Origin of the sequence: Candidatus Defluviilinea gracilis, from assembly GCA_016716235.1 — a bacterium.
Lineage (GTDB): Bacteria > Chloroflexota > Anaerolineae > Anaerolineales > Villigracilaceae > Defluviilinea > Defluviilinea gracilis.
This window is the reverse complement of sequence record JADJWS010000005.1, coordinates 84,159-108,218: the sequence shown is the minus strand read 5'-3', so window position 1 is coordinate 108,218 and position 24,060 is coordinate 84,159. Positions and strand designations below refer to the sequence as shown.

Genomic DNA, 24,060 nt, shown 5'->3' with positions numbered 1-24,060 from the left:
TTCTTAAGCGTTAAGGCTTTTATTCCTTCGTGGCCTTAGTGTCCTTCGTGGTAAAAAACTTAACTCAAATCAGAAAACATATCCGCGCGGTCATCATCATCCCACGCGCTCGCTTGATTGAACGTATGCAGGTCGGCGGCGGTGAACGTCGCGGCAGCAATCGGCAACGCAACGGGCATATCTAGTCCCTGCTGACACGCCAAACATACTCGTCCCTCGCGCGTATTGTTCGTATGCTCATCGCAAAATCCGCGCCCGCATTTGATACACTTCCCCAACGACGGGTTGTCGCAACGATGCGGCACCAGATAACCGATCACCATTTCACATTGCACTGCGGATGTGTCTGCCATGAAAATTGCTCTCCTCACTGAAAAGTATACACCCGACATCGGCGGACTGGCAATCTCGTCTGAGCGACTCGCGCGCCTGTTAGCTTCTGCTGGATATGAAGTCCGCGTCTTTTCTCCGACGGGCAGTCTGCCCCCCTCCGAACAGCGGACTCTCCCTTCAAGCGGAGTCGTCGTCACGCGCTTCGGCTCACACAAACGCGCAGACGATACGCTCGTTGACTGGTTCGACCTCATCGTCGAAGAACACGCCCGCGAACCCTTCGACGTGCTTCACGCCTACTTCCTCACGCAAGCAGGATTCATCGCAACTCTTGCTGGACGATACTTGAACATCCCAAGCGTCGTCTCGATTCGCGGCAACGACGTAGACCGCGCCGCATTCGACCCTGCGAGATTCTCGCACACGATGTTCGCGTTGCAACATGCGAACGTAGTTACTGCCAACGCGCAAGAGTCGATTCGCAAAGCCAGAGCATTTTTTGATAGAGAAATCATTTTGATTCCAAACGGCGTGGATGCGAATCATTTCAAGCCGATAGATAAGAATCTCGCCTTAGTTGAGTCTCTCGGACTCTCCAGCCATGTCACCCTGAGCGATAGCGAAGGGTCTCCACGTCCAAACGAAAAGACTCTTCGGTCGCTAACGCTCCCTCAGAGGGACATGAATCCTGTAATCGGCTTCGTCGGTGAATTGCGCGAGAAAAAAGGGATGAAGACTCTCCTCTCTGCCTACGCGCAGGTCAACGCGAGACGCCGCTGCACCCTGCTGACGGTGGGAGAAATTCGCCACGGTGAAGACAGCCAAACCTTCGAACAGATGCGGGCGTCCATCCCCGAATCAAATATCGTAGTCACAGGCTACGTCTCGCCCAACGACCTGCCCGCGTATTATTCGTTGATTGACGTCTTCGTTCATCCGTCTCTGCACGATGGGATGCCGAACGCAATTCTCGAAGGGATGGCGTGTGAACGAGCCGTGATCGCAACGCCTGCTGGCGGGACAAAAGATATTGTGGAGGATGGAAAGAATGGTATGCTTGTCAACGTCAATGACGCAGACGCGCTGGCAGAAAAAATTCTTGCGTTGTTAGACGACCGTGAGAAACGCGAATCACTCGGTAAAAGCGCGAGAGAATTTGTGATGAACAATTTCAAACCAGAAAAAGAATTGAAAGCAAATTTGGAAGTATATCGAAAACTTGGGTTGAAAGTGTAAACCACCTGTTGCCATGTCATTCTGAATACTATGAAGCCGTCAAGGTTTTTTGAAAAACCAGGGGATTGACAGCAACATAGTTGGGAAGGTAGGGTTGTTGCGAGCGGACGACAGCACAAGCAATCTTGAGGATCTTGTTTTGGATGTTGTTGAGGCCAGTTTTTGTGCTTGCCATCCGCGACTTTGCGGTAAAAGTATTGCTGAAACTGCTTTTTGTGCGTACGCACGGAGCAGGCCGCCAGATAAAGGAGTTTGCGTAACTTTGGAGGTCCAAAGTGTCGTGAAGTTGGAGCCGAGTAGACGGAAGAGCCACTTTCATGCTTGATCGGGCAGATGCCGATGAAAGCCGCCAAACTTCTTGGATCGAGTGTTTCCTGCATGAGGATCAGTAAGTGAGCGGCGAGTTGCAGCCCGATGCCAGGCACCGTCATGAGCAAGAGCAGGGTCTGTTTGAAGGTTGGATCGCTTTCAATCAAACGACGGATTTCCTTATCGATCTCTTTGATGGACTTGGTAATCTGCTCGATCATGTTCTGGTGAGAGTGCTTGGCAAGTTCAGACGAGACCTTCTTGCGGTGGATCGCGTGCAAGGCGTTCTTATGTCCCGTCAACTGTACCGAAAAGTGCTGGCGCGTGGTCAACAGTAGCTTGACTTGCTCCAAAATCTCGGCTCTCGGTTTCCACAAGGAGAGTTTGTCCGCATAGCGGCAGGCATACTCGGCGATATACTGGCAGTCCAGTTCATCGGTTTTGGAAGCGTTCACAGGAAACTTGCGCTGGATGTTCAACGGCGGTTCGACCGCCACCGAATAACCACTGGCATATAGGAAGTATGCCAAGCCTTCACTATAGACGCCTGTCGCTTCCATACACACCACGGTGCTTTCGGTCTTCAGGTTGTGTTCCTGCAACCAGCCGAGAAAGGAGACGAAACCATTTTCGTCATTCTCGAATTTCGTTGGTTTGACCGTGACTTTCCAAGGCTGTGTTCCAACACTGGCCATGAAAGAAGCGGATGCAATATCGACACCTACAAAGGATACAAATGTTGTCATTCTGAACCTCTTTTGGACTTGGGTATTGGGTTTGCCAACTTGTGAACGTGCATTCTCCATTACTAGCCTTTCAGGCTTGAATACTGATCAAGCATAGTTCACAACAAGGGCTGGGTCTGCTTCAGAATTTGAGTTTGACTCGGCGTTTGCCTCGTGAGCGGCTCTAGACTTGTTCAGCCCTTGTTTGGCAACTCCAATACTACTTCAAGTCTAATGGAGCGGAGCGAAGAATCTACGACATCGACGTAGAGACTCTTCGCTGGCGCTCAGGGTGACATAACATGAAAAGGAAGTCCACATGGCATATTATTTGGTCACAGCCAAACCGATTCAATCGAAGATGAACGATCTGCGCAAATGGCTCGACTCGGGCGAGATCCGCGCGATGCGCCCGTTTGGTAACGCCTTGCAAATGGGACTCGACAACGCTCGCTGGCAAACCGAAGGCATAGCAATTTGGGAGGAGGAAGATTATTGTGTCCCGCCGCTGGCACAGGAACGTGCCGCAGTTCTGGATGACTATTTCACTGAATTGAATGTTCAATATGTGAGCAAAGGCGAAGGGTGGAAACGAATCGAACCTTTGAAGATGCTTTGGGAGAAGAATGACTAAACTTTTTGAATCGACAAACTCCGTCAAGTCTGAGTTGAACAAGCAAAAATATATCGCTTCTGGCGAGATCGCCACGATTGTGTACCTCGCGCAGAAGTTAGGAAAGCCGCTCCTCACCGAGGGACCTGCAGGCGTCGGCAAGACGGAACTCGCCAAAGCCATCGCAGGCGCGACGGGACGGGAATTGATCCGCTTGCAGTGTTACGAAGGGTTGGACGAATCGAAAGCGTTGTACGAATGGGAATACTCGAAGCAATTGCTGTACACGCAACTCCTGCGCGACAAGTTGAACGACACCCTCGGCAAAGCGGACTCGCTATCCGAAGCCGCGGATAAACTCGCCAAAGAAGAAGATGTTTTCTTTTCTGAACGCTTCCTCTTGCAGCGTCCATTGTTGAAAGCGATTTTGAGCGAACAACCATCTGTGTTGCTGATTGACGAAATTGACCGCGCCGACGCGGAGTTCGAAGCCTTCTTGCTCGAAGTATTGAGCGACTTTCAAGTGTCTGTGCCAGAGTTGGGAACGTTGACCGCGAAGCATCGTCCGTTCGTGATTCTCACATCGAACAACACGCGCGAACTTTCCGAAGCGTTGAAGCGGCGCTGTTTGTATCTGTTCATTGATTACCCGACATTACAGGAAGAACTTGCAGTCGTGAGACTCAAAGTCCCAGATTTGAATCCGAAACTGGCGCAACAGGCTGTGGAGTTTGTGCAACGCCTCCGCAAAGGAGACATGCGCAAGTCCCCGTCCATCAGCGAGACATTGGATTGGGCGAACGCGCTCGTCGCGTTGAACGCATCCAATTTGGATAAGGACACGCTCGAGGATACGATCTCAGTTTTGTTGAAACACGAAGCCGATTTGCAAAAGGCGAAGCGGCAATTTATCAATCCGCCACCGCCGCCTAAGCCGAGGGCTGACGATCTCGGGAGATTTACAAATAATTAGTTTTTCTCTGCGGAGAACAACGAAAATTAACCGCAAAGAGCGCGAAGCACGCCAAGAAAACCTTTTTAAATCTTTGCGGCCTTAGCGTGCCTAGCGGTTCAAAAAAGGTCGAATATGGAATCTCGCATCCTTCAACTCATCTCAGCCTTACGCGCGAGCGGGGTGCGCGTATCACTTGCCGAATCTGCCGAGGCGTTTTCGGCGGTGGATATCATGGGGATTCAAGACCGCGAAGAGTTTCGGTTATCTCTGCGCGCCACGCTGGTCAAAGATCTGAAAGACATTCCCGTTTTCGATAAATTATTCCCATTGTTCTTTGGGACAGGGACGCCGCCAATGATGGGCGGAAATCCGTCCGACGATATGACGCCTGAAGAGGCGCAGATGCTGGCGGACGCGTTGCGGCAGTACACGGAGAATCTCCGTCAGCGGATGCAGAGGCTTATGAGCGGCGACCAGCTATCCCGTGCGGAGCTGGAAGCGTTGGGTCAGATGGTCGGACTGAATCAGATGGACGACCTCCGTTATCAAAATTGGATGGCGCAACGGATGATGCGCGCGCTGGCGTTCCCCGAAGTCCGCGAGGCGTTGAAAGAGTTGATGGAACAACTCCAGCAGATGGGTATGAGCCGCGACCGCGTCGAGCAAATGCGAAATATGATTCAGGAAAATTTGCAGGGCATGCGAGAACAGATCGAACAATTCGCGGGCGAACGCATTGCCGAGAATATGAGCGAGCGACCGTGCGGCGAAGGCGTGGACAATTTGATCAACCGTCCGTTCCACGCGCTGAGCGATGCCGATAAAAAAGTTTTGCAAAACGAAGTGAAGCGACTCGCCGCCATGTTGCGAACGCGGATCGCGTTGCGGCAAAAGCGCGCCAAAAGCGGACAACTCGACCCGAAGGCGACCATCCGCGCGAATTTGAAATATCACGGCGTGCCGATGGAGATCAAACACAAAGACCGCGTGCGCAAACCGAAGATCGTGGTCATTTGCGACATCAGCACCTCGATGCGATTTTGTTCAGAATTGATGTTGAGTTTTCTTTTTGCACTGCAAGGACAAGTACGCAAGACTCACGCGTTCGCGTTCATTGATCATCTCGAATCGATCTCGGAGGATTTCAGCGGCTCGAACGCGGACGAGGCGATCGCGTCCGTTTTGTGGCGGATGCCCAGCGGAAGTTACAACACCGACCTCGGCTGGTCGCTCAACGATTTTCAAAGCGAATACATGGACACGCTCAACGGGCAGACAACGCTCATCGTCGTCGGCGACGGGCGCAATAATTATTATGATCCGCGCCTCGACATTTTCTCCACGATGAGCCGCCGCGCCGCGCGGACGATTTGGCTGAATCCCGAACCTCCATATCTCTGGCACGGTGACAGCGACATGCCCAAGTACGCGCCGATGTGCAACAATGTGTTGAAGGTCAGCAATTTGAGGGAGTTGGCAGAGGCGGTGGATTCGTTGTTGGCGGGGTAGTTCAGTGAAAGTGAGCAGTGATCTGTAAACAGTTATCAGTTGGGTTTATAATTTGGGAGGATACACGACATGGAAACCATCGAATTCGAATGGGACGATGAAAAAGCCGAAGATAACGTTAACAAACACGGCGTTAGTTTTGAAGAAGGAGCGACCATCTTCAACGACCCGATGATCGCTACGGTGTTTGACCCCGAACATTCAAAGCGCGAAGAACGGTATATTTCCATCGGGGTTTCCGTTCAAGGTCGCCTATTAGTCGTTGTGCACACCGAACGAGAAGAAAGAATTCGATTGATCAGTTGCAGAAAAGCAACGAATGGTGAGAGAAAAACCCATGAAAACAACTAACAAGAAAAAGAAAAATGACGAAATGCGCGCTGAGTACGATTTCAGCAAAGGCGAACGTGGAAAATTCTATCGTCCGCTGGAAAAAGGCTATACCGTTCGCGTAAATCACAAAGATGGAACGACCACAGTCAATCATTACGCGCTAACGGAGGGTTCTGTATTACTTGCTCCCGACGTGCGCGAGTATTTCTCTGATTCGCAAGCGGTCAACGAAGCCTTGCGCTCTTTGATCCGCTTGACAGAGAAAATGCCCGCGCGAAGATACAGCACACAAAGGTCAACCGCGCGGCAGGTGGCGGAAAAGTAGCACGATGACAGCGACATGCCCAGGTACGCGCCGATGTGCAACAATGTGTTGAAGGTCAGCAATTTGAGGGAATTGGCAGAGGCGGTGGATTCGCTGTTGGCGGGGTAGCATTTATGGAGAAAAATGGAAATCGATATTGCTCTCTCGAATGCAATCAAAAGCTTAGATGGCTTGTCTGTTGGCGACTCGTTTGGCGAGCTATTCTTTCGTCGTTCTCCGTTCGAGACGGCATTCGCCGATCTACCACAGACTTTTTGGAACTGGACAGATGATACACATATGGCTCTGTCTATTGTCGAAATTCTCAAGGAGTTCAACCGAATCGATCAAGACGAATTGATTGCATTGTTTGCCAAAAGATACAAGCAAGATCCTAATCGCGGATATGCGGGAGGCGCCCATCGCCTGCTAGGTAAAGTTGCAAAAGGAGGGAGCTGGCGGGACATTTCTCCGACCCTGTTCGGCACTGGCTCTTTCGGAAATGGCAGCGCCATGCGCGTCGCGCCGATTGGCGCTTTCTTCTACAGCGATCTTGATCGAGCAAAAAAGGAAGCGGAATTATCCGCAGAGGTTACTCATTACCACAGTGAAGGGAGGGCTGGGGCTATAGCAGTCGCGGTCGCCGCCGCGATTGCAACCAACCGACCATTTCCAAAAGGAAATGACTTTCTAAAGGCTGTGATTCCCCACATTCCCGATGGAGTGGTAAAGACTAACACCGAGTTGGCAATGCAAATTCCATCCGACGCGATCATTGACGCAATGAAACAACTGGGTTCAGGAGAAAAAGTTTCAGCGCAAGATACGGTTCCATTTTGTTTGTGGAGCGCCGCGCACCATTTGGATGATTTTGAAGATGCATTATGGAATACAGCCAAGGGCTTGGGAGATGTCGACACTACATGCGCCATCGTCGGTGGGATCGTAGCTTTATCGGCACCTGAAATTCCTCAAGCATGGCTTGCTCGACGGGAACCTTTGGGATTAACTTTTTAACCATTCAAATTTCAATTCAACCAGTCGTATAATCCTCCTCATGGCAAAAGCAAGCAAGCCCAAACCGCCAGCCGACGACGAAACATCACAACTCTACAACATTCTCACCCGCGCGAACCAGATCGCCAGCAATACCGAGCTGGACGATCTCCTCAACCAGATGCTCGACCTCATCATCGAGGTCTGTGGCGGGAACGCAGGCACGCTTTACTTGCTCGACTCGGAACAAGACGAACTCATTTTCAAAGTTATTCGGGGACCCAACAGCGACCACAGTTTAATCGGCAAACGGATCAAAACGAACGCGGGCATCGCAGGCGCGACGATGGCACAACTCGATCCGCTCGTGATTGAAGACCTCGCGCGCGATCCGCGCTGGCAAAAAGTGTCGCGCAGTTCAGAGGGGCTTCGCAACGTCATCTCCACTCCCCTGCTCTTGCGCGGCAAACCCATCGGCGTCGTGCAAGTTTTCAATTATTCCCACACGCCGCTACAAATCATGCAGATGCTCGGCGCGCGGATGGCATCCGAGATCGAGAAAGCGATGTTGCTGGAAGCCAGTCAACAACGGACAGCGCGACTCGAAGCGTTGATTGACATCATCGGGATCATCGGTTCGAATCTGGACCGCGACCTGGTTCTCCACCTCATCGTTCGCTACGCCCGCGACTTGCTCCACGCCGAACACGCGTCGTTATTCCTCATTGACGAAGAGCGCAACGACATTGTCTTGCACATCTCCTCAAGCGAGTCGAAGGTCCCCGCGCTGCGCGTCCCACGCGGACAGGGAATCATCGGCGCGGCAATCGAAAGCGGCGACATCATCTTCGTTCCAAATGTTCACGCAGATGATCGACACTTCAAAGACGCTGAACCCATCACGGGAATCACAACCACCTCATTGATCGCTGTTCCTCTCATCACACAAGCGGTTCAACTCGGACAGGAACTTGGGTCCGCCCAACCGCAGATCATCGGCGGGCTTGAAGCCATCAACCGCGTGGACGGCTACTTCACCACCGAAGATGCCGATTTACTACAAACGTTGGCAAAGCAAGCCGCGACGGTTTTCCAGATCGCCAAACTCTACGGCGACGCGAACGAACTCTTCCTCGACACGATCCAAGCCATGGTCGCCTCCATCGACGCGAAAGACCCGTACACGAACGGACACTCGCAACGCGTCAGTGAATTTTCGGTTGCCATTGGCAAACAAATGAAACTCTCTCCTGAGATCATCCATCAACTGCGGATTGGCGCATTACTCCACGACATCGGCAAGATCGGCATCCCCGATACCATCCTCAGCAAGCCAGGTCATTTGACGGAGGATGAAATCAACACGATGAAACAACATCCCGCCATCGGAGCGAGCATTATGCAAAACGTGCGGCTGTTGCGCAACGAAATCCCTGCGCTGGCGGAACATCATGAACACATCGATGGGACGGGTTACCCAAACCACCTTACGGGCGACCAAATTTCACTGTTCGGAAGAATCGTCGCCGTCTCCGATGTGTTCGACGCGCTGACCTCCGACCGTCCCTACCGCGCCGCGCTCGACGTGGAGGAAGTCTTGAACAAAATGCAAAAAGATTCGGGTTCGCATTTCGACGACGCATGCGTGCAGGCGCTCATCAAAGCCTATCTCGCGGGCGAGATCAAAACACAAAAAGACCGCGCGGCATAAACGATTTTGTAAAGCGATTCGCGCTTTTGCTGGCTTCCCCATTCGGCAATCGCTTGGTAAGATACCCCCCATGCCTAAAATTCTCATCGTGGACGACGATGTCACCATCACCAACTTGATGCAAGTGCTTGTCAGCATGAACGGACACCAGCCGACGACGGTCAACGACAGCCTGAAAGCCATGGAGACTGCTCATTCTGTGAATCCCGACCTGATCACGCTGGACTTGATGATGCCCGACCTGACAGGTTTTGAATTGTGCGAACTCCTGCGTAACGATCCAAAGTTTGCAAAGATTCCGATTGTGATCGTCAGCGCGAAGGATGATGCCGAAAGTAAAGCGAAAGCCAAAAGCGTCGGCGCGACGGATTACATCACCAAGCCCTTCGGCATGGATGAGTTCATCGGCAAGATCAAATCTTTGACGAGTTAACTACTTTAGACCTCACAGGTCTTGAAGACCTGTGAGGTCTTTCTGTTTGGTGTACACTTGGGGACATGCCGCCACTTCCCCTCTTTAAACATACTTTCACAGTTCCACAAAGCGCCATTGACGAGTATGGTCACGTCAATAACGTGATCTACGTGCAATGGATGCAGGATGCCGCCACCCGTCACCCGCAGGCGATTCCCGAATTCAAGCAACCCGAAAATACGGGATGGTTTGCGCGCGAACATCGCATTGAGTATCTCGCGCCTGCTTTTCTCGGCGATGAACTCGAAGTCCGCACGTGGATCGCTGAGGAAAAACTTTCGCGAGCGGTTCGCAAGTATGAATTCGTCAGGACGGCTGATAACAAGGTGATTGCCAGAGGCCAGACGTTGTGGTTCTTCGTCAACCTAACTACAGGCAGACCTCTCCCAATCCCCGCTGAAATCATGGCATTATTTCCGATTGTTCCCGACGAAAATCCCACATGATTCATCCTGCGTATTGCTGCCGCAGAGTCACGAAGACGCCGAGAAAATATTTTTATTATTTCTCGGCGTCTCTGTGGCTTGACCGTGTAACGTCAATTATTTACTCGCGTTCCAGGCTGTTCTTGCGCAAGTGCGACATAAATGTCGCATTACGAGAGACAGTAACGTCAATTATTTAACCAGGATTATTTTTCCAAACGTGCGCGGATCGGTGTAGATGCGTGTCGCCGAAGTGGACAGCATCACTTTCTGCTGTGTGCTCGCGCTGTCCGTGTCGCTGAGGCTGACGTTCATCCCAAATACCGCCCCTTCGGAAAGGGTGATGTCTTTGAGGAGCTCCTTCGGGATGAATACCTCCAAAATGTAGCCATCCTCGGTTTGGACCTGAGCCTGCTGGATCGCAATGACGTTCGAGGCGTCGGGTCCATTGAACCAAGCGAAGGCAATCGGGGGAACGCCGGCAAAATCGCCGACCGAGACGCCGATCTGGTAATCGTCGTTGTTCATGCCCGGGTTGTTGTAATCTTTTTCGAGTTGCGTATCAAACTGCCACTCGGCATAATCTCCGTGCCAGAGATCGGTATCGGCGACGGTTTGATAATGCACGTCGTCCACCACCTTGAGGGCAAAATACAATCCTTCCTCAGACCAGCCTTGCCAGACTTCGGCGGATAAGTCTTGCGGTCCCTTCCAACTATCTGGCGCGACCGTATGAGCGATCTGCGAGGCGTCGTTCAAGACGAAACTCGGCTCGGCGGACCAATCGTCTAATTTGCCGTCAATTGTGATTCCGCTGATCCTATGGAGTTCCATCGTGAAGGGGCGCGGAACTAATAACGCATTGGGGCCTACCGTCGGGACGATATGAGGCAAGCCGCCCTTCTCAAACCCGGTCTGGATCGCGTCCAGCATATCATCGTCGCCTTGACTCAATTCCCAGATCATCACGCCGCCAAGTCCCTGATCTTTTGCGTAGCCCGCTTTTGCGGCAATCGATTCGGGGTCTTCGTAACTGATGAAGATTTTCGTGGAGGGGTTGTACAACCACGGAACCTGCGACTCGTCGTTCCAATAGCGGGTATACGTTTCAAAGTAATCGGCTTTGAGTTCGGTATAGTAAAAAGAACCCGCTTCGTATTTACCGGGCGCGCCGCCTGTATTGGACTGGAACAAACCGTTATTCTCTTCAGGCACGCCCTGCCATCCATGTCCATAGAACGGGACGCCTAACACGATCTTCTCCGGCGGGATGCCTGCAGTCAAGTAGTTGCGGATGCTGGCATCCACCGTTTGAGAGGCGCTGCCGGGGTCGCCGGATGAACTATACAGCGGAGCATTGAAATTCGTCTTGGCTTCCCAAAGTCCGTGCAGGTCATACGCCATCACGTTGATCCAGTCGAGAGACTGACTCAACTTCGCCCATTCATAGTTGGAGTTGTTATCGCCCCCGCCCGGCGCGGCAATCGTCAGCAGGTACTTCTTGCCGTCCGCTTTGCCGAGTTCATCCAATTGACTGCGGAATTCCGCCAACAACAACGTGAAATTCTCTTTATCTTCCGGGCGCGCCCTGTCGGGTTCCTCGCCGCCGCTGACCGGGTATTCCCAGTCAATGTCAATACCGTCGAAGACACCTTTGTATTGTTTGAGGAACAAGTCCACGCACGAAGCGACGAACGCCTTGCGAGATTCGTCCGTCAGCGAGGCGTCGGAGAAATTTTCCGACCAGGTCCAGCCGCCTATTGAGATCAGCGTTTGAATGTGCGGATATTTTTCTTTCAGTTGCAACAATTGATTGAAGTTTCCATGCAGAGCGGTGGGATCGGTTGAATCGTCTTTCCCATTGACGCTTTCTTTCGCGGTGTATATCCGCCCAGTATCGGCGGCTATATCGCCAAGGACGCATTTGCCATCGTCAGTCACATTGGCAAATGCGTAATTGATATGAGTGAGTTTGTCCGCTGGGATGCTGGAGACGAAATAGCCTCGTTGATCGGCAACCCATTGGGCATAATATCCGACCACGCGTTTGCCTTCGGCTAAAGAAGGCGTTGAGTTACAACCGCTCAGAATATTTGCCATCAACAACACCAATAGGACACAACTTATTTTGCGCATGCTTTATCCCTTCATGACGATCGGTTTGGTTTGATTCGACTTCAACAGATTTTTCCCAACACATTGGAAAGGAGTGTATCACAAGCATTCTGAAAAAACCTGACAGGTTTCCGCATAACGGTTATTAATCGCGCTCTGCGTCCACGGTATGATTTCTGATGGCAACGACACGCGTAAAACTTGTCAGGTTTTACGCCAGCAGTTTCTGATACACCTTCAACAACTTCTTCTGCGATTCGTGCCATGTGAATTTCGTGAGCGCCCGTTCGGAGGCGGAGTCGGCTAATCGTTTCGATAAGTCGAAATCGTCGAGCAAGGTCAACGCTTGTTTTGCAAGATCATCGGGGTCGTTCGGCGAAAACAACAACGCGTCCACATCTTCGCGGGCGAGTTCGCGGACGATGGGCAGATTCGACGCCAACAGCGGACGCCCGCCCGCCATGTATTCCAACACCTTGATGGGACACGCGCCTTGCGTGACGTTGCGGTCGTTGAACCCCAGCGGGGCGACGCAAATGTCCGCGCTGGCGATCAATGCTGGGATTTCATGATGCGGCACGGCAGGCTGGACGATCACGTTCTCTTCGACGCCCAGTTTGCGGATCTGCTTCGCTAAAAATTTTCTCTGCCTCGAACGCCCGCGCCCGACGATGTGGAGTCGAACCGCTCGCTGTTCGAGAATCTTCGGCAAGGCTTTGACTACGACTTCGAGTCCCTGCCAATCGGCGAGGGTGCCGATGTACAACAACGTGGGGATTCGTCCCTCGCGGCTGGGCAACGGCGAGGCGGAAAAATCCGAAGGGCTAACTCCGTTCGGGATGACTGTGACCAGCCTCAAGGGGAGTCCGAGCGAGGCGATGTAGTCGCGCGTCACATTCGAGGGGCAGATGATCGCATCCGAAAGATGAAGAGTCGCAATCTCCTGTTCTTTGATCTTGGTCAGCAACTCCGAATCGATTCCAGGGTAATGATATTTGAGTTCAATCGAGGGAAGTCCGTTGACTTCAAAGAGGGTTTTGTAGCCGAAGCGTTTTTTGTTCTGCGCGATGGCAAGCCCATCCCAGATGTTTCGATAATGCGCAACATCGTACTCGTGATGCAAGGCGAGATGGTTGAAGACCGCCTTTCCAAAATGCGTGGCGCGCGCCAAAAAATTTTGCGAGACGTCTTGCGAGATGCGCGTGACTCGCGCACCTTCGATCGCGTCTTCGGTCGGGAGCGCGCCGTCATTCGGCGTAACCAAATGGACATCAAATTGCCCATTGACCAACCCGCGAATGTTATGCAAAATATGTGTGGACGCGCCCTTCGGGCTGGGCACGACATCGAAGGCGGTATAGAGTACGCGAGGCATGACAAGATTATAAACGAGGAGATTCTATGGAATTTGTTTTGTGCGGAGGCTTACTATTTGCAGTGATCGTGTTCTTCTATTTATTGAACACCGCGCGCAAACGCGTCAGCGAAACAACGTCGCTCGGCAAAAAACAACTCCTGCCTGTTTACATCTCGCTCGCCGACAAGCCCACCTCTATCATTCAAGGGATGAACAAACTCCGCTTCGACGTGAACAAAACGGAAAAGGCGGGCGACAAATGGCGTTGGATTCCCATGATGATTTTTTTCGCAGGCATTGGCTTGATGCTCATTGACGGCATCCTGCTTTTGCTCGGATATTTTTCGTTCGTCTTCACGGGCGGCGGCATCGCGTTGTGGATCGCCGCCATTGTGATGGCGCGCGGATTGCGGAAAAGCGATTCGTACGACATCTCGACTCGCTACAACGGCACGCGCGACATCCTCTACACGCTTCGCGACGACCTCAAGCCTGACTCGACCTACTTGGGCCATCTCGACCTTACAGGTTCCCTGCTCCCCACCAAAGTAGCGCGTTCCGCCAACGACGCGCAAGGGCGCACGACCGAATACTTCCGCGACGAGTGGCTCGCGCTGAAAGCAAAACTGTATGACGGTAGTATTCTCCGCGTTTCGGGAATCCAAAAATCGAAGAAGCGAAAATCGTATTGGAAGCGCAGTCGCATCAGCGGCAAGATGAAGAGCAAGCCTGAAAAGTTCAAAGGCACCGCGCACGACTTGAAAGTCCGCATCGTGCCGAACCCCGAAGTGTATAAAATTGCCAAGACCAGCGACGAGTTCAAACAGGGACTCAACATCGGCAAGTTCACCATTAGTCAATTAAGCACCGAAGGCGGCATGGTCTCGTTCGTCGCCAATTCACCTTTTGAAGAAGTGGAACATGAAAACATCTTGCAAATCCTCAAGTCGGCATACACTCTCCTGCAAAGAAAGGCGGCGTAAATGAGTCGCAAAATTATCCCGTTCGTGGTTGCATTCGTTCTGGTCTGTCTCGTGATGGTGGTTGCCGCGTTGTTCTCGTTCAGCGGACTGGCGAAGGCGGAGAAATTCGGCGCGTCGCAAATCTGGTCGCAGAGTTACGATACCGCCGAAAGCATGAAGGTCATCAACTTGATGGGCGATGACAACGACGAACTCTTCATCCAAAACGCGCAGAACGTGACCATCTTCGATGGCGGTGGAAATATTCTGTTCACGAAAGACTATCAATACCCGAAGACCACGCTCGGCGACGTGAACGGCGACAACCGCGAAGATGTGGTGGTCTTTTATCTCGGCGACTTGGGTTATTCAGTGGACACGATCATTGACGGACAAGCCACCACGCTCGCGCAAAGCCTGACTGTCGGACTCCCCGCGCGCGTTGCGATCCTACGCTTCCCCTCTGGACCTCAAATTGTCCTCGGCGATTCTGGCGGCGGACTTCAATCGTTGAGTCTCAGCGGTCAACCCTTGTGGAATTACTCCGTCGGCGGCGAAGAGATTCGCGGACTCGACGACGCGCTCATCAACGGTCAAACACATCTCGCCGCCGCGTCGCATGACGGCTCGGTGGTGGTTTTAGATGAAGATGGGCAAAAAGTTTGGGAGGCGGACCTGGAGTCCCTGCGGAGGATGCGCGCGTTCGACTTCAACTCCGATGGGAACAGCGAAATCCTGACGGGCGGCGAGTTCGGCGCATTCGTCGCATTATCCGCACTGGATGGGAGTCAAATTTATTCGCAAAGTATGGGACAGGCAGTGTCCGAGATCCGCGAAGTGGAATTGAACGGCGACCCGTCGTCGCGCGAGTTTGTGGTCGGCGGGAAAGACGGCGGCGTGTGGGCGTTTTCGATCAACGGCGGCGCGGTGAATCAAATGTGGACGGGTTCGCTTTCGGACAAGGTCACTGAAATTTCTGGCATCGACGTGGACGGCGACGGCGCGGAGGAAGCGGTGATCGGCGACGATAGCGGGACTGTGGCTGTGTTCACGGGCGACGGCTCGCGCAACAATTTAGAAAATCACAGCACGGGCATCACGCGCATCGACGTGGGCAGACTCAACGGCGAACGTTATGTGGTGATCGCGGATTATAACGATGTGCAAGTGAACAAGGTCAATTTCAATTCGATACCAGGATTTCAATACACGCCGTTGGTCGTTGGCGTGATCGTTTCGGCGTTCATTTTGATCATCGCGGCGATCCTTGCTTCGATACCGAAGAAACCTGAATTGAAAGTGTCGTTCCAAGATAAAAGCAGGGAATCGCTCGAAGCCGAACGCCGCATGTTGAAAGAGTCAATTGCGGATGTGGAACGCTTGCGCAAATCGGGCGAGGTGACAGGCGACGCCTACCTTGCGCGACTCAAACGTCTGCGCGGCGATCTCGCGGACAACGAAACCGCGTTCAAAACTGCGGGCTTCCCCATCAAAGTGGAAACGATCCAGTGCCCCAACTGTGGCGGCACGCTCGAACTCGGCATGGACAAGTGCGAGTATTGCGGACAGGTGTTGTTGTCGTAGGAGTAAACAGATTTCATCAGGCACGTATCCCAAAATACTCAGGAAATAGAACCGAAGCTGTAAAGCAGAAGTTAAACAAGACAGACACCCTATGGCGACGGGTGTCTGTCTGTTTTCAAGGATGTTTACCGTATCGTTGTTTGGTTATTTGTCAGCGCGGATTATTGCTCGTGTACAACGCCAGCATATTTCCTGTTGGGTCTCGAAAGATGCCAAACCAGCCAAAGCCGGGAATCTCCTCTTTGGCGCGCACAACCTTGCCGCCGAGTTGTTCCACTTGTTTCAAATCGGCTTCGATGTCGTCGCTGTCAATATAAACGATCACTTGTCCCGCCGGGAATTCTTGCGAAACGTTGGGGAATCCGCCGCTGGAAACGGCATCGCCTGATTCCCACAGGGTGTAATTCATTTCAGGAATCGGCGTGATCTTCCACCCGAACAACTCCCGATAGAACGCTCCAGCCGCGGCTTGCTCGGCGGCGGGAATTTCAACATGGACAATATTCCGTTTGGACATGGTTACTCTCCTTTTTGGTTGACGCGATTCTAGAATATATGTTCTAACCTGTCAAGCGTCAGATGTGGGAATGCTATGGCTTTACCAAAGTAGAGAAAAAGGTGTGGTGAGTAGGGCAAAGGCTTGTGAGATGTGCGCGGCAAACCAGCGACGGGCGTGAGCGGCATTATGAAATTTAGCCTGTCGAATGAGAGCCAAAACAAGATTGTTGAGGGGCCATGACTTTTCCAGTATTGCCGACAGTCATGCAGTAGCATCTTCTTTGAAAGTGACATCTCTGCGATAATGCAACCCGGTCTCAATGCCCCAATGGGCGCGGCAATATGCAAGAGGCGGGCGGGAGTGGCTTGGGTACGGGTCAAACTGGTAATGCCGAATTCGATTTCATGGGAAGTACGGTAGCAGCGTCCAGAACGCCACCATTGGAATTGACGTTCCAAACGGTAGACTTGCGCCAGACCCGTCGAATAGGGGTGAGCTTTCACTGGTGGTCATCGTGCGAGTTTCAAGGCGGCCATGCCCTTTGTTGACTTTTTGAGCCGTGAGGAAATCGGTCTGGATTTTCCCCAAAACCAGGCTTCGGATATTCAGGGGCAAAGAGTTGCTGAATGTGTTGGTATAAGTGCAATGATTTTCCTTGACTGGCAGAACATAGTCGCCGCCTTGGGCCACAATCTGAGTGGCTAGGGCTCTTTGAGTGTGAATCGCATCTGCGGTGACCACTTTGTGTGAGATTTCCACAGGGTGTAGGGCTTTGGAGGCTTTCGTGATTTCATTTTCTTTGCGACCCACTTCCACCTGCGACAGTACTTTTGCCTGTTCCACATCATAGACCTCAACAAATATTCTCCCGCCTCTTCATCCTTCTTGCGCATGCCGGCACCGCCTTCCCATCCAGCGCATACACTTCCCCCCACCACCCTGTTACCCCCCACCCAAGCTGCTCCTGATGGCCCAATCCGCAATTTCCATCGGTCGATCACGCCACACAACTTTGCCAGCACAATGATCATCAGCACAGTTTCCAGACGGTAACGCTTCCCGGCCGAACATCCGTTACCCCCCCTCCCACCCCCCCTCGCCCACCCCCCCCCCCCCCCCCCCCCCCTCCCCATTTTAGTCCTCCTGGTCTTTTGCTTGTCTCTACTCGCAATTGTACCGAGAAGGATCTACTTTTTGCTCTTTGTCAACCTACTTTGGTAAAGCCATAGTGGGAATGCGGAGGAGAGGCGACCCAGATGTAAGGCGGGGCGAAGCGCTATTCGTATTTGAGCGCCAGCACGGGGATCATCGTCGCGGCTCGCAGGGCGGGATAGAGTCCAGAGAACATCCCCACCAGGGTTGAAAACACGAGCGCGAAGATGGGCAACCAAAGCGGGGTAGACACCGCAATGCTCAGCGGCGCGCCTCCCTGCTCGCCGGCTTGATTGGCGAGATAAACACTCGCAAGCACATTGATCCCTTGCGAAGCAAGCCAGCCAATGATCACGCCGCCCAGCCCGCCAAGAAACCCGATGCCCGCCGCTTCGCCCAAAAAGATGGCAAGCACATCGCGGTTCGTCGCGCCGACCGCTTTCATCAAACCGATCTCGCGCGTGCGCTCAAGGATCGACATCGCCATCGTGTTGGCGATGCCGATCGCCGCGACAAGCAACGCGATCGCGCCAACGCCGCCGAAAATGATCTGAAGAGCGATGAAAAAATTATTGATGCCTTCAAGGAACGATTGCGGCGTAAATGCTTGAAAGCCCATCGCTGTGATCTGGTCGGCGATCTCGATCACTTTATCCACGTCGCCAACTTTGACGATGACCATGCCGTAGCCGTCTTTGTTATAGTTGAAGCGGCGGCTCTGCGACCACTCGTTGAGCAGTTTTACCTGTTCGAGCGGCATGTATACCGTAAAATCGGATTCGCCGCGCGTTTCTTTTAGCACGCCCGTCACGCGCAAAGCAATGTTCTTGCGGATTTCGTTCCCATTGGCGTCATATTTGAAAACGATCATCTGCACTTGCTGGTCGAATAAATCTGGCGGAGGCGGAATCTCCTGCCCCGGCCGAACATTCGGGTCGTAAAAACTTTGCGGGACGGTAACGCCGATCACGATTCTCCCGCGACCTAGTTCTGTTGTGCCTTGCTCGGCTGTATCGCCCAGGTCGGCGACATCGTCTGTGCCGATGCCGATCACGTTGACATACGATTCCATCTTTTGAAATTTCATCAACGCGCCAGACATTATATACTCGCGCGGAATGACGGATTCAACCCCGGGGATGGCGCGAAATTCCTCCAACACGGAATTGGTCAGCAGTTTCACCTCATCCGACGCGGGAAAACCTCCGCCTCCTCCCCCGCCTCCGCCTGCTTCAACGTAGACGCCTTCACCGCCGTACGAGGGACTCACTTGAATCTGCGTCAAGTCGCCGATGCCGTATAACTGCTCGGTGGCTGTTTGTTGCAATCCGACTGCCAACGAAACAAGGATCACCACCGCCGCGGTGCCGATGACCACGCCTACAGCGGTTAACGCGACGCGCGCTTTGCGGCGGCTCAAATTTCCAACAACAAGACGAAGCAGATCGAGAAAATTCACGGACCGCCCTTGCCTCCGCCGCCGCCACCAGCGGGAACGCCTTCTTCGATGACGGCGCCCTCCTCAAGCGGAGCCGATTCGACGCCTGCTGGCGGCGAACTATCCAAACCAAGAAGACCGAGGATGAATCGTTTTACCTTTTGCCAGAATGTTTCTGCGGCTGGCTCTTCGACGCCTCCGTTGTTCGGGTCAACGGTCGGTTCTTCGATGACCATCTCCTCCACTTCAACTTCGAGGGTCTTGACGATCGTGCGCGGTTTATTGAAATCGTCCACGTATTCGATGGTGACGGTGAGTTCGTTCGTCCCTGCCTGCTCGGGCGTGAATAACGCGTCGATGGTGAAGAACGCCCCCAAGTCGAGCGAACCGACGAGTCCCGTGTTGCCTTCGAGGAAACCGGAATCCGATTCGATCTTCACATTTCCCAGCACCGCAGAACGCCTGCCCACGTTGACGATTTGAATCGGCAGAGGTCCGGGCTGACCGGTGAACAACACGCCGGGCGGTTGGTAAAAACTTACATCCAGATTCGGCAGGCTGTGAACAAGCAAGGTGATCACCTGCTCGTCGTTGACCACTTCGTTCTTATCGTTGAGATATGAAAATGAAATTTTCATCGGGTAGGCGCCGGGATTCGTGGACACGTTGACGATGAGACTTTGCGTCGCCTCGATCGCACCGCCCGCGCCGAGATCTCCCAGCGATTGCACATTCGAAGCGCCGACTGGCGCGAAGTTCGCAAAATCTCCTCCGCCACCCGAGACCCCGCCGGGTTGCGGAGTCCCGCCGGAGGTGCCGCCCGAACCGCCGCCCACGATCATGGTGATGCGCTGGGCTTTGGCATTCCCTACATTTTGAACGTTCAATTTGAGGGCAAACTGTTCGCCGGGTTGAAGCGGATCAATGTCTGTTGAGTAGCCGGTGATCACCAACTGCGAACTCTTCACGCCTGTGGGCGTGGACGTTGCCGCCGCAACTCCGCTGGAGACGCCGCCGGTTGCGGTGATCGAGAGCGTGAATTTATCCGAATACGATGCGCCTGAGCTGTCGTAATACGTGAGCGTGAGATCGACGACGACGATCTGCTGTCCGTAAATTTGACCGCTGACTAAAAAGGTCTGCGCCAGATTGGCGTTGTTACCGGCATCTACAGTTCCCAAAACAGACACGCCACCATTTTTAAGTGGCACGAGATCAGTGGAGGAAAGGACGGCTTGCGTGCTGTAAGCGGTTGCCGTCCCTGCGTTTTGGAGCTCGATGCTCAACTTGAATTCGGCATTCGTTTGAACGCTCCCCTTTGTCGCTGTTGCCTTGACCACCATCTGGGGGCGGACAAATGGAAGCGGCGTATTGGTAGAAGTTGGGACAGCAGTGGTTGGGACAGCAGTGGTTGGAACAGCAGTGGTTGGAACAGCAGTAGTTGGGGTTATCGGTGTGGAAGCAGTAGACGTTCCTGTAGGTGGCTCCGTAGCCTGAGCAAATACGTCAAAATACCCGCCAGCGCTGAACGAAAACGCCAACGAGATCAACACGATGATGGATGTAAACCGAGAAATTTTATTTTTCATTTTTTCCTGCACGTAAAAGTTATTCAACGCTCATCGCTTCCAACGCGGCGGCTTCGTATTCCGCTTCGCTAACGACGTGACCATCGAGCAAATGGATCTTGTGCGTGGCAAAGCGCGTCATGCGCGGGTCGTGCGTCACCACCAACACCGTGCGCCCGGCTTTATGCAGATCCGACAACACATGCATGATCGCGCTTCCACTCGTGGTATCGAGGTTGCCGGTCGGCTCGTCTGCCAAAATTAATTTGGGATCGTTGACCAGCGCGCGGGCAATCGCGACGCGTTGTTGTTGCCCGCCCGAAAGTTCGGAGGGACGGTGATCGGCTCGATTCCCCAGCCCAACCTGATTCAACAACCCCAGCGCCCGCTCCCGCCTCAGCGACGGGGCGACACCGGCGAATTGCATCGGGAACGCGACGTTATCCAACGCGGTCATACTCGTCACCAGGTTAAATGATTGAAAGACGAATCCCATTGTGCGGCGGCGAAACAATGCCAACGCATTTTCATCCATTTCGTCGAGGCGTTCGCCCTCAATAGCGATCTCGCCTGAAGTTGGGCGATCCAGCCCGCCAAGGAGGTAAAGAAGCGTGCTCTTTCCCGATCCCGAGGGACCCATCACCACAGTGAACGTCCCCTCCTCGATCTGCACATCCACCCCATCCAACGCGCGGACGATCTGCCCGCCCATCTCGAAATGTTTTTTCAACCCGACAATGCGAATGAACGACTTACCCATGTTACCCAAAGCTTGCGATTGCCGCGCCTACGCCCGATTGAATGGCGATGAGGATCAATACAACAACGATCACGCCCATCAATGCTTTGCCTTTTGGCAAGCCGTCCACCACTGCAAAACCGATCCCGAGCAAAGCGATATTCCAAAATAGGAAAATATCGGTTCGTGCCAGAAAGTGATACATGAAACCCTGCTGAACAAATCCCGAAAGTCCGGGGCTGGCGATCTCATGCCCCGCGATCAACATAAAGAACGCTTGCAATAGATCGCGAACAATGAACGGAGCATTCGCCCAGGCAACGATGTTCAACGCGCTTTGCGTCGAGCCGCGTCCGCCGAGCAATGTCGAAACCAACCGCATGATTCCCGCGAAGATCACCCATCCAAGCCAGAGCAAAATCAACGCGCCAATCGCCGGCAAAACGTAATTGACCAAGGGACCCTGAGAGGTCTGTTGCGCTTGAAGATAACTCTCCTGCATTTCCGGCGACCAAAACTCCCAATCGGGCGGGAACTCAACCACGCCATTCAGCGAGGCTTGCGTTTTGAGGTAGCCCACGACGATCACAACCAGGATCGACGAAATGGACAAGATGAGCATCGGAGTCAACCAAGAGCCTTGCCGGTCGGAAGCCATAGGCGAGAACGCTTCGCTCGGACGCAACATCATGGTTGCCAAACGAGGGAGATCGATCTTTCGCGCGGATTGTTTTTCAAAGGGTGTTTCAGTCATAGGATTTAATCGATTCTAACACGCCTTGAAGCGCCTTTCGTGGAACGAAAAAGCGGCTGGAAATGTTCCAGCCGCTTTGCATCTTTTTTACAGTTCAAACAGGTCGTTTTTTACGCGAAACTTCCCCTCTACAGGAGGATATGCCCGCATGTAATCGTCATGTTCTCCGAGGATGCGCGAAAGGATGCCGAACAATCCGCGGCGCATCTGACGTCCACCCTGCGAGGCGTGTTGCTCGCTCGCTTCGCGCTTGATGTCTGTCACCGAACGAATATTGATCCGGGCATGGACAGGAAAATCAACGATCAACTCCGTCAGGTCAATATCCTTGTTGCGACCCCACTTGCGAGGGTCTTTTCCAAGTAACGGCATCAAACGCGCTGACCATTTGAGAAGCCATTTCGGAAAGACATGGTAGTAGAGCGCGCTTGGTTTGAAGGGCGCCCCAGCCTCAGGGTGGAAAGACGCGTCGTTTGCTTTTTCGAAGGCAAGCGTTGTGGCGCGTTGGATGTGAATGTGGTCGGGATGTTTGTACCCGCCAATGGGATCGAATGTGATGACAACTTCGGGCTTAAGTTCGCGGATGTATTTCACAACGCGTCCCGCCACTTCGTCGATCGAATGCGCAACTTGCGCGTTGGGATGCTTGTTATCTTCCGAGCCGGGCATCCCCGAATCGCGGTAGCCTAGAAAGAACACTTCTTTCAATCCGAGAATTTTCGCGGCGCGCATCAGTTCATCGGTACGCATTTCAGCGGTGTCTTTGAAGCCTTTCATGAATTCTTCATCCGCCGCGCCGACCTCGCCGCGCGTGGCGCAGACATAATATGTGTCAACTCCTTTTCGGTGATACAGAGCCAACGTGCCGCCCAAACCGAAGGTTTCATCATCGGGGTGGGCTAGCACTGCTAGAATATTTTTGGTCATGGATTTTTCCTCGTTTGCATAGACGCAGGATCAGCTCGGAAGTTTACCTCCGCAAGAAGGTGGTTTTGAAAAGCAAATCGAATGAGGAAACCTACCGAGAGGGCGGATTATCTAAAAAGAAATTCTCTACCGTACATGAGAAGACTTTTACCGCAAAGCACGCTAAGGCCGCCAAGTTAAAAAGCGTTCTTTGCGGGTGTCGCATGGCGCCATGGCGACACTTAGCGGTGCAGATGTACGGTAGAGAGAAAAGAAAATGTCTTTCCTTTGTTATGAACTAGCCACCTGACAGTTTGTTTTTTTGGACGCAGAAAAACGCTGATCGACGCAGATTTTTGTGAAACCCATCTAAGGGTCTGTAAATTAATAACTTCCCGCGTTTTTGCTCGCTCGCAGTTGCACTGCGAGCGGGATGCACGATTTGCCAAGCAAATCGAACTGCATCTCAACAAGGAATTTATATTTTTACGAACCCTACAAGGTCCATCAGAATCAGCGTTTTCAGCGTTCACGCCGCACTGGCGCTCGGCGCAAGTGTCAGCGTCCCATTTTGAAACTGTCAGGCAGGTAGGTTATGAAATAGCCCGGTAAACATAAACCAAAAAGACATCCTTTCGCGGATGTCTTTTTTTGATTCTGAAAATCTTTACTTGATCTTGAACATATGCATCAACTTCATCGCCAGGTTCAAATCGCCGCCTAATTTCAACTTTCCCTGCATGAAGGCTTGCATGCCATCCAATTCGCCTGTGAAGAGTTTGACGTAATCTTCCGAGTCGGCGGTGAGCGTCATCGTCGCCGCGCCGCTGGGAGCGCCTTGCGCCACGTCGCACTTCCCATCGGCGATCTTCGCGTTCCAGTCGCCTGCTTCCGCGCCTGTGAATTTGAAGTGGATGGTGGCATTCACGCCCTGTGCCTTTTCAGGCAGGAACGCGCCAGGCATTTTTTCCATGAGTTGTGATACGGTGAGGGGCATTGTTTAGTCTCCTAGTTTGGTAGTTGGTTAGTTTATTAGTTCAGTGATCAAAGGTCGAAAGTCAA

Annotated in this window: 23 protein-coding genes and 1 pseudogene; 13 read left to right on the top strand and 11 right to left on the bottom strand. The window is 52.9% G+C overall.

Features of this window, described 5'->3' with window-relative positions:
• Nucleotides 1–59 precede the first annotated feature (59 nt).
• The gene (locus IPM31_17485; protein MBK9008766.1) at nt 60–353 is read right to left on the bottom strand and encodes a hypothetical protein; all 294 of its coding nucleotides are present in this window, start codon (nt 351–353) and stop codon (nt 60–62) included.
• On the opposite strand from IPM31_17485, the gene IPM31_17480 reads away from it, so the two are divergent.
• The 11 genes from IPM31_17480 to IPM31_17430 all read left to right on the top strand — a co-directional run bounded on the left by IPM31_17480 (nt 352) and on the right by IPM31_17430 (nt 9,945).
• A complete protein-coding gene (locus IPM31_17480; protein MBK9008765.1) occupies nt 352–1,569 on the top strand; it encodes a glycosyltransferase family 4 protein in 1,218 nt (405 codons plus the stop codon). The genes IPM31_17485 and IPM31_17480 overlap by 2 nt on opposite strands.
• Nucleotides 1,570–1,961: 392 nt before the next feature.
• Complete coding sequence (locus tag IPM31_17475) at nt 1,962–2,216, top strand: hypothetical protein (GenBank protein MBK9008764.1); 255 nt, start codon at nt 1,962–1,964, stop codon at nt 2,214–2,216.
• A gap of 706 nt (nt 2,217–2,922) precedes the next feature.
• Nucleotides 2,923–3,237 (top strand): hypothetical protein, encoded by a 315-nt coding sequence (locus IPM31_17470; protein ID MBK9008763.1) that lies wholly within the window; start codon nt 2,923–2,925, stop codon nt 3,235–3,237.
• Nucleotides 3,230–4,189, top strand: coding sequence for a MoxR family ATPase (locus tag IPM31_17465; GenBank protein MBK9008762.1), 960 nt, complete (start codon nt 3,230–3,232; stop codon nt 4,187–4,189). The genes IPM31_17470 and IPM31_17465 overlap by 8 nt, the downstream gene beginning before the upstream one ends.
• A gap of 126 nt (nt 4,190–4,315) precedes the next feature.
• A complete protein-coding gene (locus IPM31_17460; protein ID MBK9008761.1) occupies nt 4,316–5,680 on the top strand; it encodes a VWA domain-containing protein in 1,365 nt (454 codons plus the stop codon).
• A gap of 69 nt (nt 5,681–5,749) precedes the next feature.
• The gene (locus IPM31_17455) at nt 5,750–6,031 is read left to right on the top strand and encodes a BrnT family toxin (GenBank protein MBK9008760.1); all 282 of its coding nucleotides are present in this window, start codon (nt 5,750–5,752) and stop codon (nt 6,029–6,031) included.
• A 22-nt stretch (nt 6,032–6,053) separates the two neighbouring features.
• Nucleotides 6,054–6,338, top strand: a complete 285-nt coding sequence (locus IPM31_17450; GenBank protein MBK9008759.1) for a hypothetical protein — start codon at nt 6,054–6,056, stop codon at nt 6,336–6,338.
• Between the two features lie 123 nt (nt 6,339–6,461).
• The gene (locus IPM31_17445; protein MBK9008758.1) at nt 6,462–7,334 is read left to right on the top strand and encodes an ADP-ribosylglycohydrolase family protein; all 873 of its coding nucleotides are present in this window, start codon (nt 6,462–6,464) and stop codon (nt 7,332–7,334) included.
• 40 nt (nt 7,335–7,374) lie between these two features.
• Nucleotides 7,375–9,024 carry a GAF domain-containing protein gene (locus tag IPM31_17440; protein MBK9008757.1) on the top strand — a complete coding sequence of 550 codons (1,650 nt, stop codon included), beginning with the start codon at nt 7,375–7,377 and terminating at the stop codon, nt 9,022–9,024.
• Between the two features lie 70 nt (nt 9,025–9,094).
• Entirely contained in the window at nt 9,095–9,457 is a 363-nt protein-coding gene (locus IPM31_17435) for a response regulator (GenBank protein ID MBK9008756.1), read from the top strand.
• Nucleotides 9,458–9,522: 65 nt separating this feature from the next.
• On the top strand, nt 9,523–9,945 hold the full coding sequence (locus IPM31_17430) for an acyl-CoA thioesterase (GenBank protein ID MBK9008755.1): 423 nt from the start codon (nt 9,523–9,525) through the stop codon (nt 9,943–9,945).
• 171 nt (nt 9,946–10,116) lie between these two features.
• On the opposite strand, the gene IPM31_17425 is transcribed toward IPM31_17430, so the two are convergent.
• Entirely contained in the window at nt 10,117–12,060 is a 1,944-nt protein-coding gene (locus IPM31_17425; protein ID MBK9008754.1) for a hypothetical protein, read from the bottom strand.
• 190 nt (nt 12,061–12,250) lie between these two features.
• Nucleotides 12,251–13,414, bottom strand: a complete 1,164-nt coding sequence (locus IPM31_17420) for a glycosyltransferase family 4 protein (GenBank protein ID MBK9008753.1) — start codon at nt 13,412–13,414, stop codon at nt 12,251–12,253.
• 26 nt (nt 13,415–13,440) lie between these two features.
• Here IPM31_17420 and IPM31_17415 point away from each other — a divergent pair, with 26 nt between their 5' ends.
• The gene (locus IPM31_17415; GenBank protein MBK9008752.1) at nt 13,441–14,379 is read left to right on the top strand and encodes a hypothetical protein; all 939 of its coding nucleotides are present in this window, start codon (nt 13,441–13,443) and stop codon (nt 14,377–14,379) included.
• On the top strand, nt 14,380–15,942 hold the full coding sequence (locus IPM31_17410; protein ID MBK9008751.1) for a PQQ-binding-like beta-propeller repeat protein: 1,563 nt from the start codon (nt 14,380–14,382) through the stop codon (nt 15,940–15,942).
• A 151-nt stretch (nt 15,943–16,093) separates the two neighbouring features.
• Here the strand turns inward: IPM31_17410 and IPM31_17405 are convergent, their stop codons facing one another.
• The 8 genes and pseudogenes from IPM31_17405 to IPM31_17370 form a co-directional block, all read right to left on the bottom strand.
• Nucleotides 16,094–16,459 carry a VOC family protein gene (locus tag IPM31_17405; protein ID MBK9008750.1) on the bottom strand — a complete coding sequence of 122 codons (366 nt, stop codon included), beginning with the start codon at nt 16,457–16,459 and terminating at the stop codon, nt 16,094–16,096.
• A 384-nt stretch (nt 16,460–16,843) separates the two neighbouring features.
• Nucleotides 16,844–17,284, bottom strand: a complete 441-nt coding sequence (locus IPM31_17400; GenBank protein MBK9008749.1) for an ISAs1 family transposase — start codon at nt 17,282–17,284, stop codon at nt 16,844–16,846.
• A 433-nt stretch (nt 17,285–17,717) separates the two neighbouring features.
• A complete protein-coding gene (locus tag IPM31_17395; protein ID MBK9008748.1) occupies nt 17,718–19,052 on the bottom strand; it encodes an ABC transporter permease in 1,335 nt (444 codons plus the stop codon).
• Between the two features lie 1,328 nt (nt 19,053–20,380).
• Nucleotides 20,381–20,512 (bottom strand): annotated as a pseudogene (locus IPM31_17390) (CAP domain-containing protein).
• A 127-nt stretch (nt 20,513–20,639) separates the two neighbouring features.
• Nucleotides 20,640–21,359, bottom strand: a complete 720-nt coding sequence (locus IPM31_17385) for an ABC transporter ATP-binding protein (GenBank protein ID MBK9008747.1) — start codon at nt 21,357–21,359, stop codon at nt 20,640–20,642.
• Between the two features lies 1 nt (nt 21,360).
• Nucleotides 21,361–22,092 (bottom strand): YIP1 family protein, encoded by a 732-nt coding sequence (locus tag IPM31_17380; GenBank protein ID MBK9008746.1) that lies wholly within the window; start codon nt 22,090–22,092, stop codon nt 21,361–21,363.
• Between the two features lie 87 nt (nt 22,093–22,179).
• The gene (locus IPM31_17375; GenBank protein MBK9008745.1) at nt 22,180–23,019 is read right to left on the bottom strand and encodes a PIG-L family deacetylase; all 840 of its coding nucleotides are present in this window, start codon (nt 23,017–23,019) and stop codon (nt 22,180–22,182) included.
• Nucleotides 23,020–23,665: 646 nt separating this feature from the next.
• Nucleotides 23,666–23,995 carry an SCP2 sterol-binding domain-containing protein gene (locus IPM31_17370; protein ID MBK9008744.1) on the bottom strand — a complete coding sequence of 110 codons (330 nt, stop codon included), beginning with the start codon at nt 23,993–23,995 and terminating at the stop codon, nt 23,666–23,668.
• Between the last annotated feature and the right edge of the window lie 65 nt (nt 23,996–24,060).

Bases quoted from the DNA above. Each gene is read 5' to 3' on its own strand.
- IPM31_17480 (MBK9008765.1), top strand. From the start codon at position 352: ATGAAAATTGCTCTCCTCACTGAAAAGTATACACCCGACATCGGCGGA.
- IPM31_17485 (MBK9008766.1), bottom strand. From the start codon at position 353: ATGGCAGACACATCCGCAGTGCAATGTGAAATGGTGATCGGTTATCTG.
- IPM31_17470 (MBK9008763.1), top strand. From the start codon at position 2,923: ATGGCATATTATTTGGTCACAGCCAAACCGATTCAATCGAAGATGAAC.
- IPM31_17465 (MBK9008762.1), top strand. From the start codon at position 3,230: ATGACTAAACTTTTTGAATCGACAAACTCCGTCAAGTCTGAGTTGAAC.
- IPM31_17455 (MBK9008760.1), top strand. From the start codon at position 5,750: ATGGAAACCATCGAATTCGAATGGGACGATGAAAAAGCCGAAGATAAC.
- IPM31_17450 (MBK9008759.1), top strand. From the start codon at position 6,054: ATGCGCGCTGAGTACGATTTCAGCAAAGGCGAACGTGGAAAATTCTAT.
- IPM31_17445 (MBK9008758.1), top strand. From the start codon at position 6,462: ATGGAAATCGATATTGCTCTCTCGAATGCAATCAAAAGCTTAGATGGC.
- IPM31_17440 (MBK9008757.1), top strand. From the start codon at position 7,375: ATGGCAAAAGCAAGCAAGCCCAAACCGCCAGCCGACGACGAAACATCA.
- IPM31_17435 (MBK9008756.1), top strand. From the start codon at position 9,095: ATGCCTAAAATTCTCATCGTGGACGACGATGTCACCATCACCAACTTG.
- IPM31_17430 (MBK9008755.1), top strand. From the start codon at position 9,523: ATGCCGCCACTTCCCCTCTTTAAACATACTTTCACAGTTCCACAAAGC.
- IPM31_17425 (MBK9008754.1), bottom strand. From the start codon at position 12,060: ATGCGCAAAATAAGTTGTGTCCTATTGGTGTTGTTGATGGCAAATATT.
- IPM31_17420 (MBK9008753.1), bottom strand. From the start codon at position 13,414: ATGCCTCGCGTACTCTATACCGCCTTCGATGTCGTGCCCAGCCCGAAG.
- IPM31_17415 (MBK9008752.1), top strand. From the start codon at position 13,441: ATGGAATTTGTTTTGTGCGGAGGCTTACTATTTGCAGTGATCGTGTTC.
- IPM31_17410 (MBK9008751.1), top strand. From the start codon at position 14,380: ATGAGTCGCAAAATTATCCCGTTCGTGGTTGCATTCGTTCTGGTCTGT.
- IPM31_17405 (MBK9008750.1), bottom strand. From the start codon at position 16,459: ATGTCCAAACGGAATATTGTCCATGTTGAAATTCCCGCCGCCGAGCAA.
- IPM31_17385 (MBK9008747.1), bottom strand. From the start codon at position 21,359: ATGGGTAAGTCGTTCATTCGCATTGTCGGGTTGAAAAAACATTTCGAG.
- IPM31_17380 (MBK9008746.1), bottom strand. From the start codon at position 22,092: ATGACTGAAACACCCTTTGAAAAACAATCCGCGCGAAAGATCGATCTC.
- IPM31_17375 (MBK9008745.1), bottom strand. From the start codon at position 23,019: ATGACCAAAAATATTCTAGCAGTGCTAGCCCACCCCGATGATGAAACC.
- IPM31_17370 (MBK9008744.1), bottom strand. From the start codon at position 23,995: ATGCCCCTCACCGTATCACAACTCATGGAAAAAATGCCTGGCGCGTTC.